This window comes from Microcystis aeruginosa LEGE 91341 (genome assembly GCF_015206885.1).
In the GTDB taxonomy this organism is placed as follows: domain Bacteria; phylum Cyanobacteriota; class Cyanobacteriia; order Cyanobacteriales; family Microcystaceae; genus Microcystis; species Microcystis aeruginosa_H.
In genome coordinates, this window is record NZ_JADEXY010000133.1 from 1 (window position 1) to 11,794 (window position 11,794).

The following is an 11,794-nucleotide window of genomic DNA, read 5'->3' on the forward strand; positions in this document are numbered from 1 at the left end:
GAATACCGTCGATATCTACAGGAGGAGCGGCGATAAAGGCGATGATGAAGCAGGTGGTGGCGGTGAGCAGGGTGGGGATCATGATGACACCGAACCAACCGACATAAAGACGGTTGTTGGTGCTGGTGATCCACTGGCAGAACTGCTCCCACAGGGAAGCGCTCTCGCGCTGTTGTAGAGTGGTGGTCATGGTTGGATAATTTCTGTATGTATTTAATTGTCAAGGTTCTTTGTTTGACATGAATTAATACTATCGGGTTTTTATAGTTATGTAAAGGGGTTTTAAGGAATGTTTTTTTATCAATGTCATAACTTTTACTTATATAATTGATGTTCAGGTAAACTAGAAGCAGACAAATTCTGCAAAAATAAACGATGATACCCGAAATTACTGCAAAACTATTGGAAGCGAAGAAGGAAAAAGGACTGAGTTTCGCTGACCTAGAAGCGATTCTAGGACGAGATGAGGTGTGGATTGCCGCTGTTTTTTACCGGCAAGCGAGTGCCTCCCCAGAGGAAGCAACGAAAATTGTGGCAGCTTTGGGACTGGGAACCGAAATCGTCGCATCCTTAACCGAGTATCCTGTCAAGGGATTGGGTCCGGTTGTCCCCACCGACCCCCTGATTTATCGTTTCTATGAGATCATGCAGGTGTATGGAATGCCCCTAAAATCGGTGATTCATGAAAAATTCGGCGACGGTATTATGAGTGCGATCGATTTTACCCTCGACGTGGATAAGGAGGAAGACCCTAAAGGCGATCGCGTTAAAATTACCATGTCGGGTAAGTTTTTACCCTATAAGAAGTGGTGAGTCCGGCTAAAGTCAACGGTAAGGGATTTATATTCCTTACCGCTCTTGCTATTTTTCTTAACAAAACTTAACAATTGACGGCAAAATTTTGCTTGCTTTTTTTGGCAGATTTTGGGAAGATATTTTTATAAGACTTTACTAATAATCGCAGCTTAAGCACTTAGCCATAAACACAAAAGTCCCATTATAAGAAAATCATAACCCAAGCCGGCGCCAAAGTCAAGGGATCACTCCTAATTACGCTGTGAAACTTCTAATTAATTCCTTGAGCGGCGAGGGTTTGAGGAATTATGAATTATGAATTATTAATTGGGAAGTGGGGAAGTGGAGCATTTGGCTGAAATTTCCCATCACCCCATCACCCCATCACCCCATCACCCTATCTCCCGACTCCTGTCTCCTGTCTCCTGTCTCCTGAACTGCCTAACCTAAATCTCGGTCTTTAGTGACGGTAATTTCCTTAGATAAATGTCGATACCAAGTAAAATAGAGACCGATGGAAAGCAAAAGAAAAACCAAAGCCAAAATCTTCAAACTTTCCCACTGCTTGATGATTAAAACAATCCCCATCATAAAGAGGACTAATTGCCAAGGAACAGTGAGAAAAGCGGCGATGATATCCCGTTGATTTTCCGCTTTAATTTTTGCCTGTAGGTTAGGTTTAACACTGTGACGGACTTCTCCCCAAAAGCCAAAAGGTCGGGTAACATTATAGAAATTTTCCATGACTAAACTATCGGTGGGAGGAGTTAACAAAGTAGCGATAATACAGCCAGCTAAAGCGAACAAACTCGGCACAAGAAAGAGAATAAGTTCCTGATATTGACTGTGACGAAAGAAAGGTAAAATTATCGCTTGTGAGGCAATAGCCGCAATCATTCCCGCTAAAGTTCCCACGGCAAAACCATAACCATTAAAGCGCCACCAATACCAACGTAATAGGAGAGGAACTGCTAATCCCACCCCTAATCCCGTGGTTAACCAACCCCAAATATCATTGACATTTTCGATATTAATACTCAAAACTAAGCCAATTACGACCACAAAAACCGAGGCCAAACGACCTTGAAAAACTAACTCCCTTTCCCCCGCATTCGGTTTCAAAAAAGCTTGATAGATATCTTTTACCCAATAGGCAGCACTAGCGTTAATAACTGCGTTAAAAGTGGACATAGCTGCTGCCAAAAAAGAAGCAATTAATAACCCTTTCATCCCCACAGGAATATATTGAGTAATCACCGTGGCCAAAATTCTTTCTGGATCTGTAATCGTGCCTTCAGTTAAACCGTAGTGAATACCTAAAACCGCAAAAGCTGTGACCAGGGGCCAACGGAAAGAAAGCAGAATAATCCAGAATAAAGATAATAAACCGGCATCTCGATCGCTTTTAGCGGCTAGGTATCGTTGTAACATATAACCACCGCTGCCGCTGCAACCTTCGATGATGGTTTTAACTAAATAAAAGAAAATCACCCCACCAAACAAATTAAAGATGGCATAATCTCCGGGTAAATCCAAAGTCAGCGAGGGGAAAATACTAGCCCAGTCGCTTAAATTCCAAGTTTTTGGCTCCGTTGCCCCCGGAATTGCTACCGTGAAACTATCGGGAAGATTAACGGTAAAAAAGGCCACTGCCGATACATAAATTACTGCCACAAAAATCAGAAACCCTTGAAATAAATCGGTAATTACCCCACCATAAAAACCACTGGCCACCGTATAAATTAAGGTTAAAAGAATTAATATCACCGAAGCAAGACGATCATCCATACCCAGAAACTGCCCTAAAAATTTCCCCCCCGCAACGGAGAAATAACTCATCGTACCGATAGAGAATAAGAGAATGGCGATGGCGCTAATAATTCGGGCAAAATTCCCCTGTTTTCCTGGTCCGAAGCGAAATTTCATCCATTCCGCCATGGTCATAACTTGGGCGCGGCGATTCCATTTGCCCATAAAAGCCATGAGAAAGGCCATAATTAGGACAACACCGCCGCGGATTTCGATAAATAGTCCTTTGGGGCCGACGGCGTAAATAAGGGCAGAAATGACCATAGTTCCCGCTAAATCGGTGTTAGCTGCCATTCCCGACACCCCTAACATCCACCAAGGCAAATTGCGATTACCCAAAAAGTAGGATTCTAGACCTTGAGAAGCTTTTTTCTCGGCGATAATCCCGATTATTAGGGTTCCCGCCAGATAAAGCAGCACAATTACATAATCAATTAACTGCATAGTTCGGATCAATTTAACTTTCGATCGTTATAGCACCAATTGACTACGATTTCTGGCTAACGGTTTCTTTTTCTAAGATTTGCACCCGTTGCTCTAGCTTTTTTAAATCTTCCTTTAATTCAATTACTAAAGTGGCTAAACGCTGGAACAGTGGGTCAGTTTCCCCGACTACTTCCCCATTTACTATACCCGTTCCCGATCGCCGTTGGGGAATGGGAGCGGCATTTTCCCCGCGGATGGTGATCCCTCGGACTTGACTTTCAAGGCGCTCGACTCGATTGCGGAGACTAATTAACTCCGATCTTACCGCCGTATCCGATTGTGCCTTGCTGGCATTAACAAAACTCAGTATTAGCAAAAGGGAGATAATCAGCGTTAAAAAGCCAGAAAAAGAGATTTTAGCTAGTTTCATCGATTTTACCCCCTATCTATCCTACCCAACTTAATGTTAAGAAACGTGGCTAAATCTAAAGCTTGATTGCAATTCCGCCCCCGGGTGATTAGTGGCTCAAAAGAGGATGATAAGGTAAAAAACACGATTTTGTCGAAATTTGGCCTTATCTCTATGTATAAAAACTCAGATAAAGATTTTCTCGGAGCAGCAATCACAGCCGGTTTAGGTGCAGGAATCGTCACTTCTTTTGCCGTCAATCAAGGACAAGACATCGGTACAGCTTTAGGAATTACCGCTTTAGCGGCTCTTTGCGGTGTTATCTGCCGTCATTTTGATCTAATGTGATGCAATCTTCCTCACATCTCCAATTCTGCCGAAAAATCCCGTTTTTTCTCGTATTGATAGGGACCGAGCAGAGCGCCCCAAATTCCCTTACCAGTGCCAGGATCTAGACCTTTATCGTAGGTTTTTAGGCTATGACTCGTCACCTCGAAACCTAAAGCCACCTGATAGGTTGTACCCTCATAGGTGAATTGACAGCGCTGTTCCGGTTGCGGTTGGGCGATAAACTGGTATTGATGATCAGGGAGATTATGGACTTGAACCGCTAAAGTGCAAGTAGGCAGGAAAGTTAGGTCTTCCAAGCTAATTTTTCGCAAAATATCGGGATTTTTGCCCGCACCTTGCACGGATTTCAGGTCATTAAACATATAGTGCCTAACCTCTAACCCTCCCGATTCCGAGCGCGTTAATCGCCACAGTCGCGGTCGGTAGGGTTGGTCTAAATTGATGATACTGGCCTGTTCGGCAAAAAGAGCGATGCTGTCTTCTCGAAATAAAAGCAGCGGACGCAACCATAAACGCAGGTGAACGTACCACACCGGTTCTGCTTGCGCTTGCCGTTGATTTTCAAATTCACCCGCGAGATACTGGCCAAAAGTGATTAATTCAGGGGTCATAGCTCAAAAAACTCTCCTTATTGCCTCAAAATTAATCCTAACACCCATAGAAATCACTTTTTTGACAAAAATGACCTTCAGGCTACCGGAACCCGCTTAAACCCAGCCATTCCCCCTTTAGTGTACCAATATTCCCAGCGACCGCCAGCAGCACTAGACCAATCCTTGAGGTCAAATTCACCGCTGCCGGAGGGAGTTCCTGCGATGCGATAGACTTTCACCGCTTGACCGTTATTATTCCAGATTAAAGGTCGATCCGGCTCCATCTGTTCGGGTAGAGTCCCGTTAGTTTGCAGAAAATAGGCATCTTGTCCTTTATCGGTGCCGTTGCCATAGACTTTGGCGATACCATGCTCATCGATCGCCAGAAAAGCACCTTCTTCTAAACCGATAGCGTAGGCAGGTAGTTGATTCTGATTATCGTGTACATTGCGGGCTAAAAAACCAAAAAGGCGACCATATCTTGTTTCGGGATGATCTTGATTGAGTCGATCTAAATGGGTATCTGTCACCACTTTTTTGAGAAAAGGAACCCGAATAAAATCACTCCGATAGAAGTCTTTGGTGTTGAAGTGAAAGGGATTATTTAATATTTCCGAACTCAGTACTCCTTCGTGAGTAGGCGCATAGTAAAAATCCCCCAGAATAGCCATTCCTGCGCTGGTTCCCGCCACGGGAACTTTTTTGTCGTTGATTAGATAATTGATCGCTGTTTCCACCTTTGTGCTTTCCCACAAATCCTCGTACTGATTTTGATCACCACCGGCAAAAAAAAGGATATCGGCATTACGAATATATTCAATAACATCAGGATGATTCGCCGCTTGACGACTATCAATTGATAGTTCCGCCGCCGAGCCAACCAAGGAGGGATAATTGTCGCAAATCCAATCGGCTTGACCGCCAAGATCGCCAAAGCGCAACACTAAGTAATTGCCCCCTTTAGCTCGATTTAATAACCATTTTGTTGCCTGATCTTCTCCTAACTTACCTCCTTCCGCTCCCCCGATTAATAAAATACCAGATCGATGTTTTACAGACTGAAAATTGGCTTTTCCACAACGACAAGAATAATGGAAATCTCGATCATGATTGTTTGACATAGTCTTATACCCTCTCCCCTTAGCTTACTCCTTCTATCCTAGCTTTAACTAGGACAAAATCAGAGTTTTATACCATAAAAGTTAACAACAAAACCTCTCTATGGCTGAAATCGGTACCGGCAAAACTCCCTAGTTTACATTCTGTTAAAAATCGTCTTATAATAATTCAAGGCTAGAAACTGGCAATTATTACTGTTAAAGTTGGGAATCGGCGGGCGATATGTTAAATAGACGTTCTTTTTTGCAAGGATTAGGTACAATCGCCTTAGCGGGGGGTTTAAGTGGCTGCGCTTCCAGAAGCGGCGAGCCGAGCATTTTTCTCCTCTCCGGTTCGATTCCGCCGCGATTACTAACAGATTTTCAGAAAACTATTGCCGAAAAAAAAGTCAATTTTCAGTCGGAAAGGCAGCTGAAAGAGCTATTAGAATTGTTGGAAAAATGGTTAAAAAATCAGGGGCAACCAACCTCACAATTTTCGATTCCTATCCCTTTTAGGGAACAAAACCCAGCGATAGGTAATTTAGTCACCCTAGGGGATGCTTGGCTAGGAAAAGCGATTAGCAACGGTCTAATTCAACCCCTAGATACTTCTCAACTCTCCAATTGGTCAAAACTGCCCCCCCGTTGGCAAGAAAACATGACTCGCAATGCCGAAGGACAACCGCAAACAGAGGGAAAAGTCTGGGCTGCGCCCTACCGTTGGGGAATGACAGTAATTGCCTATAATGAGGAAAAATTCGCTCAATTTGACTGGCGGCCACAGGATTGGTCCGATCTATGGCGACCGGAATTAACCGGTAAAATTGCCCTAATTGATAATCGTCGCGAAGTCATCGGTTTAACCCTAAAAAAATTGGGTTATTCTTATAACTCTAGTGATTTAAAGCAAGTTACGGGACTAAAAGACCAGCTATTCGCTTTACAAAAACAGGTAAAATTTTATAGTTCTCAATATTATTTACAACCCCTGATCCTCGGTGATGTCTGGCTATCTGTGGGTTGGTCTAATGATATTTTACCAGTGAGCGATCGCTATAATAAAATTAAAGTTGTTGTCCCCAAATCCGGTACTTCTCTCTGGTCAGATGTGTGGGTAAAACCAATTTTAACTACTCCTAATTCTCTTGTCCAGCAATGGATTGATTTTTGTTGGCAACCAGAATCCGCTAATAAAATTTCTTTATTTACCTCTGGATTATCACCCCTAATTCTCACTGAAAATCTCGATCAAATTCCCCCAGATATTAAAAACAATCCTTTACTTGTCAATCCAGAAGCGATCAAAAAAAGCGATTTTCTCAACCCTTTATCGCCAGCAACTGAGCAAGAATACGAGCAATTGTGGCAAGCAATGCGACAGTCAGTATAGTCAGTAAATACTAAACAAAATTCTGCGATAATATTGAGGTAAAAAATACATTTACATAACTGATACTTGATAACTGATAACTGATAACTGATAACTGATTAAGCGGCTTGATTTTGGGTTTCTTGGGCGAGAAAAGTAAGGATAGAAGCTTTCTCAATTAACCCCAAAACCGTGCCGTTTTCTTCTACCACTGTCACTTGAGATAAATTTTCTCCTTCCAAAATTTTCACCACATCTAGGAGGGAAGTATGAGACAAAACCAGTTTGAGACTTTCGCTAGTTTGTAATAACTGGCCGATATTTACCTCTGTCCATTGGGAAGTTGGAATCGTTTTCAGATCCTCTACATTAACCACCCCTAATAGTTTACCTTCGCTATCGGTAACTAGGAATTTAGACCATTGTTGTTTACCGATAACATAATTATTAGCAAAATCGCGCAGGGTTAAATTAATCGGAACTACAGGACTATTAGGAGAGATAACATCTTTAGCACTGTAGCGACTTAGGAAATCTTGAACCTTAGCTGATTGAGCGGAAAAGCCGGCATTTTGTAAGAGAAAAACACCGATTAATAGCGTCCAAAAACTGCCAAATTGACTGATTCCGAGAATTGATAGCGCACCGATGACAATCGCTAACCAACCAAAAAATTGACCGAAACGACTAGCGAATAAAACCCCTTTATTAGGATTGCCCGTTACTTGCCAAACGATAGCTTTAAGGATATTACCACCATCTAAAGGTAAACCAGGGATCAGGTTAAATAACCCTAGGGCGAGGTTGATATAGGCAAGCAGAGAAAGAATCGCCGCCATGGGCGCATTTAAACTAATATTGAGACCAACAATTAGGAAAATACCGAAGAGCAGTAAACTAACTAAAGGGCCAGCAATTGCTACCAGAAAAGCTTCTAGGGGAGTTTTCGATTCTCTGCCGAGAGTTGCCAAACCACCGAATAAAAAGAGGGTAATTGATTTAACTTCAATACCTTGGGCGATGGCAACAAAACTATGACCTAATTCGTGGGCAACCACAGAGGCAAATAGGAGAATAGCGGCAAAAAATCCTAAGAGCCAGGGCATAATTCCCGTTAACTGGGGAAACTGACTTAATTCTCCCCCATAGGTTAAGGTAATTAACCCCAGAACAAAGAACCAAGAAGGATTAATATAAAAGGGAATTCCAAAGAGATTCCCGACTCTAATGTTGCCATTCATTTTGTATCTTCTCCAATTATGGGGGACTAACGCCAAGAAAATTAGGTTATCAATTGCGCCATTCACTTCTGTTAACAATTGTAACAAAAATGAAAATCTCCCCAGCATTCCTTCAGGGAGTAAAAACCGTCATCACTGTGGTTCGGTTATTTTCGTAGGAGAATTAAATCAGTGATTAATTATTTACGGGGAGAAGCGATCGAGGTGATCAAAACCCCCAATAACCGACTGATCTTGATTTTAGACGTAAACCAGATCGGTTACGAAATCCAAATTCCCTCGCGATTAGCCCTAGACATCGGCAAAGATAACAATGATAGTCGTCAGATTTTTACTCACCTACTCCTTCGCGAGGAGCAGCCTTTATTGTACGGTTTCGGCACCGCCCCAGAGCGAGATCTGTTTCGTCAACTGCTTTCCGTCAATGGGGTTGGGGCGCAATTAGCCCTAGCTTTAATCGATACCTTGGGGATTGAGGAACTTGTGGTGGCGATAGTGACAGGAAATACCAAAATTTTGAGCAAAACCCCCGGAGTTGGCTTAAAAACAGCAGAAAGAATCGCTTTAGAGTTAAAAACTAAATTGGCAGCATGGCGACAGCTAAAAGAAGCGACGACGACAACCACGGCAATACTACCAGCAGCGGAAATCCTCGAAGATGTGCAGATGACCCTTTTAGCTTTAGGATACAGCCAAGAGGAGATTGATCGAGCTATGGCAGTCCTCAGTCAAGATGCTTTATTTAGTAAAAATACTCAGCCAGAAGACTGGATTAAAGGCGCAATTAATTGGCTAGGTTAAATCAGTCGTCAGGAGACAGGAGTCGGGAGACAGGAGACAGGAGACAGGAGACAGGAGACAGGAGTCAGGAGGCAGGAGACAGGAGACAGGAGTCAGGAGATTATTTTTATTTATTCTCCCCGCTCCCTTCTCTCCCACTCCCTTCTCCCTGCTCCCTTCTCCCCACTCCCCACTTCATATAGCGGTAAGCGCTTGAGTGAGATACAAACCAAGCTTTGCCTAGCATGGTTTATAGCTCGTGACACTGTACCTCATACGACTGCACACCGCTATAATTCATAATTCATAATTCCCGCTCCCCACACCCCACTCCAGCGCTCCTTTCTCAAGGCAAATGTTAAAAAGTATTACGAAAATAGTGAGAAGGTGAACCAGATGCCGCAAAATAGTTGCGTTAGGTTGCTAGGCTAGGGAAGTCTTGAGACGCTAAGGCGGAAACGAGATAACTTGAGCGTAGTGACCACAACTGCTATAAAATGTCAGATTAAGTTTATTAATCTCACTTAGTTGGGAGGAATCCATCAATGAGTATCGTCACGAAATCGATCGTGAATGCTGATGCTGAAGCTCGTTACCTCAGCCCCGGCGAACTAGACAGAATTAAAGCCTTCGTTGGCAGTGGTGCCACTCGTTTACGCATCGCTGAAACCCTAACCGGCGCTCGCGAAACCATCGTCAAGCAAGCTGGCGATCGCTTATTCCAAAAACGTCCTGACATCGTTTCCCCCGGTGGCAACGCTTACGGCGAAGAAATGACCGCCACCTGTCTGCGTGACATGGACTACTACCTACGTTTAATCACCTACGGAGTAGTTGCTGGTGATGTCACCCCGATTGAAGAAATCGGTTTAGTCGGTGTGCGTGAAATGTACAAATCTTTAGGAACCGACATCGGTGCCGTAGCTCAAAGCGTTCGCGAAATGAAAGAAGTTGCTACTGGTCTTATGTCTTCTGACGATGCTTCTGAAGCTTCTTCCTACTTCGATTACGTGATCGGCTCTATGTCGTAGAATAACTCCTTTGTGAATTGTTCTAGACACACCCCTCGTAAACCTCTTAAGATTAAGCAAAACCCAAGGAAGAACCACCATGCAAGACGCAATTACTTCTGTTATCAACTCTTCTGACGTTCAAGGCAAATACCTTGACTCTAATGCTCTCGGCAAACTGAAAAGCTATTTCGCCACCGGTGAACTGCGCGTGCGTGCCGCTAGTGTCATTAGTGCCAACGCTGCTGGCATCGTTAAAGAAGCTGTGGCTAAGTCCCTGTTATACTCTGACGTAACCCGTCCCGGTGGCAATATGTACACCACCCGTCGTTACGCCGCTTGTATCCGTGACCTCGACTACTATCTCCGTTATGCTACCTACGCTATGTTAGCTGGAGATCCTTCTATCCTCGACGAGCGCGTTCTCAACGGACTGAAAGAAACCTATAACTCTTTAGGTGTACCCATCTCCTCCACCGTTCAAGCTATCCAAGCGATGAAAGAAGTCACCGCTAGTTTAGTTGGTGCTGATGCGGGTAAAGAAATGGGGATTTACTTCGACTACATTAGCTCTGGCTTAAGCTAGAAGTAACGAACTCGGACAAAATAGGTTCGGGAAGCCGAGGATGAGTGCTAGGTCTTTAAAGGCTGAATCTGTCCAAGATAGGTTTTGACGAGCTAGTATTGATCCTTGACTCCCGACCTTTGTTATTTTAGAAAAAGGCCTTCGTTAGTTTGAGCGACAAGTTTTTCAGCGATTAGGAGAAATCAATCCATGCGGATGTTCAAAATCACCGCTTGTGTTCCTAGCCAAAGCCGCATTCGGACACAACGGGAATTACAAAATACCTATTTCACCAAACTCGTTCCCTACGATAATTGGTTTCGTGAGCAACAACGCATCATGAAAATGGGCGGCAAAATTGTCAAAGTGCAGTTAGCTACTGGCAAACCTGGAACTAATACAGGTTTACTGTAGGCTGCCACTGAAACTTAAAAAAAAGAGGTCTGGAAAGACCTCTTTTTGCTTTAGGGATTTTTTTCAAACTGCAAAGCGGCAGAGTTGAGACAATAGCGTTTTCCCGTTGGGGGTGGACCATCATTAAAAACGTGACCGAGATGAGCATCACAGGTGGCACAAACAATCTCTGTCCGCACCATGAAAAAACTAACATCTCGTTCGTACTTAATATTAGTCTCGTTAGCAGCAGTCCAGAAACTCGGCCAACCAGTACCCGAATCATACTTGCTGTCAGAAGTAAATAACTCCGTACCACAGCAGACACATTTGTAAATACCTTTTTCCTTATTATCGTGATATTTACCCGTAAACGCCCGTTCTGTTCCCTTTTTGCGAGTAACTTGGAACTGTTCGGGAGTTAGCTGGGCCTGCCATTCCGCCTCGGTTTTACGAACTTTTTCTACCATAGTCAGGACAACCGCCATTATGATTAAACTTCCCTTTTTAGTCTAACCTGAGTTCGATATCTAGGTTTTTTTCATAAACATGAAGTATGACCTGATTTAACATCGGCCCCTGACGACGTACTCCCCAAAAGGAAAACTCGGTCAGGAAACCCTATAGACTTAGCATAATCTCAGCTTATCAATGGTATAAGTAACAATAGTTTCAAACCCCTTTACAAACCGTTACAAACTCTTTAAGATGAAGACATCATCAATCAATCGTACCTCGATAACTTAATAGGAATCATAAACCAATGACCACCACTCTACAACAGCGCGAGAGCGCTTCCCTGTGGGAGCAGTTCTGCCAGTGGATTACCAGCACCAACAACCGTCTTTATGTCGGTTGGTTCGGTGTCATCATGATCCCCACCCTGCTCACCGCCACCACCTGCTTCATCATCGCCTTTATCGCCGCTCCTCCTGTAGATATCGACGGTATTC

General features: G+C 43.5%; 13 protein-coding genes and 2 pseudogenes. 8 read left to right on the plus strand and 7 right to left on the minus strand.

Annotated features, from left to right (window positions below):
- A pseudogene (locus tag IQ234_RS16995) lies at positions 1 to 190 on the minus strand (photosystem II q(b) protein); the annotation flags it as partial.
- A 185-nt stretch (positions 191 to 375) separates the two neighbouring features.
- On the opposite strand from IQ234_RS16995, the gene cynS reads away from it, so the two are divergent.
- On the plus strand, positions 376 to 813 hold the full coding sequence (gene cynS, locus IQ234_RS17000) for a cyanase (protein ID WP_104395869.1): 438 nt from the start codon (positions 376 to 378) through the stop codon (positions 811 to 813).
- 423 nt (positions 814 to 1,236) lie between these two features.
- On the opposite strand, the gene IQ234_RS17005 is transcribed toward cynS, so the two are convergent.
- A complete protein-coding gene (locus IQ234_RS17005; RefSeq protein WP_193957946.1) occupies positions 1,237 to 3,048 on the minus strand; it encodes a sodium:solute symporter family protein in 1,812 nt (603 codons plus the stop codon).
- A gap of 43 nt (positions 3,049 to 3,091) precedes the next feature.
- Positions 3,092 to 3,460: a hypothetical protein gene (locus IQ234_RS17010; protein WP_002764847.1), complete on the minus strand. Its 369-nt coding sequence runs from the start codon at positions 3,458 to 3,460 to the stop codon at positions 3,092 to 3,094.
- 153 nt (positions 3,461 to 3,613) lie between these two features.
- Here IQ234_RS17010 and IQ234_RS17015 point away from each other — a divergent pair, with 153 nt between their 5' ends.
- Entirely contained in the window at positions 3,614 to 3,787 is a 174-nt protein-coding gene (locus tag IQ234_RS17015; protein ID WP_002791720.1) for a hypothetical protein, read from the plus strand.
- Positions 3,788 to 3,798: 11 nt separating this feature from the next.
- Here the strand turns inward: IQ234_RS17015 and IQ234_RS17020 are convergent, their stop codons facing one another.
- Together IQ234_RS17020 and IQ234_RS17025 are read right to left on the minus strand one after the other, a co-directional pair.
- On the minus strand, positions 3,799 to 4,401 hold the full coding sequence (locus IQ234_RS17020; protein ID WP_193957947.1) for a chromophore lyase CpcT/CpeT: 603 nt from the start codon (positions 4,399 to 4,401) through the stop codon (positions 3,799 to 3,801).
- Positions 4,402 to 4,478: 77 nt separating this feature from the next.
- A complete protein-coding gene (locus IQ234_RS17025) occupies positions 4,479 to 5,504 on the minus strand; it encodes a cyanophycinase (protein ID WP_193957948.1) in 1,026 nt (341 codons plus the stop codon).
- Between the two features lie 220 nt (positions 5,505 to 5,724).
- On the opposite strand from IQ234_RS17025, the gene IQ234_RS17030 reads away from it, so the two are divergent.
- Positions 5,725 to 6,873: a substrate-binding domain-containing protein gene (locus IQ234_RS17030; RefSeq protein WP_193957949.1), complete on the plus strand. Its 1,149-nt coding sequence runs from the start codon at positions 5,725 to 5,727 to the stop codon at positions 6,871 to 6,873.
- A 98-nt stretch (positions 6,874 to 6,971) separates the two neighbouring features.
- Here the strand turns inward: IQ234_RS17030 and IQ234_RS17035 are convergent, their stop codons facing one another.
- A complete protein-coding gene (locus IQ234_RS17035) occupies positions 6,972 to 8,093 on the minus strand; it encodes a site-2 protease family protein (RefSeq protein WP_416209685.1) in 1,122 nt (373 codons plus the stop codon).
- Between the two features lie 171 nt (positions 8,094 to 8,264).
- On the opposite strand from IQ234_RS17035, the gene ruvA reads away from it, so the two are divergent.
- The 4 genes from ruvA to IQ234_RS17055 all read left to right on the plus strand — a co-directional run bounded on the left by ruvA (position 8,265) and on the right by IQ234_RS17055 (position 10,862).
- Positions 8,265 to 8,894 carry a Holliday junction branch migration protein RuvA gene (gene ruvA / locus IQ234_RS17040; RefSeq protein ID WP_193957951.1) on the plus strand — a complete coding sequence of 210 codons (630 nt, stop codon included), beginning with the start codon at positions 8,265 to 8,267 and terminating at the stop codon, positions 8,892 to 8,894.
- A gap of 524 nt (positions 8,895 to 9,418) precedes the next feature.
- Positions 9,419 to 9,904 (plus strand): allophycocyanin, encoded by a 486-nt coding sequence (locus IQ234_RS17045; RefSeq protein WP_193957952.1) that lies wholly within the window; start codon positions 9,419 to 9,421, stop codon positions 9,902 to 9,904.
- A 79-nt stretch (positions 9,905 to 9,983) separates the two neighbouring features.
- Positions 9,984 to 10,469: an allophycocyanin subunit beta gene (gene apcB, locus IQ234_RS17050; RefSeq protein WP_002758327.1), complete on the plus strand. Its 486-nt coding sequence runs from the start codon at positions 9,984 to 9,986 to the stop codon at positions 10,467 to 10,469.
- A 189-nt stretch (positions 10,470 to 10,658) separates the two neighbouring features.
- Positions 10,659 to 10,862 (plus strand): phycobilisome linker polypeptide, encoded by a 204-nt coding sequence (locus IQ234_RS17055; RefSeq protein ID WP_002739162.1) that lies wholly within the window; start codon positions 10,659 to 10,661, stop codon positions 10,860 to 10,862.
- Between the two features lie 50 nt (positions 10,863 to 10,912).
- Here the strand turns inward: IQ234_RS17055 and msrB are convergent, their stop codons facing one another.
- Positions 10,913 to 11,329, minus strand: a complete 417-nt coding sequence (msrB, locus tag IQ234_RS17060; protein WP_002783632.1) for a peptide-methionine (R)-S-oxide reductase MsrB — start codon at positions 11,327 to 11,329, stop codon at positions 10,913 to 10,915.
- Between the two features lie 275 nt (positions 11,330 to 11,604).
- Here msrB and IQ234_RS17065 point away from each other — a divergent pair.
- Positions 11,605 to 11,794, plus strand: a pseudogene (locus IQ234_RS17065) (photosystem II q(b) protein); the annotation flags it as partial.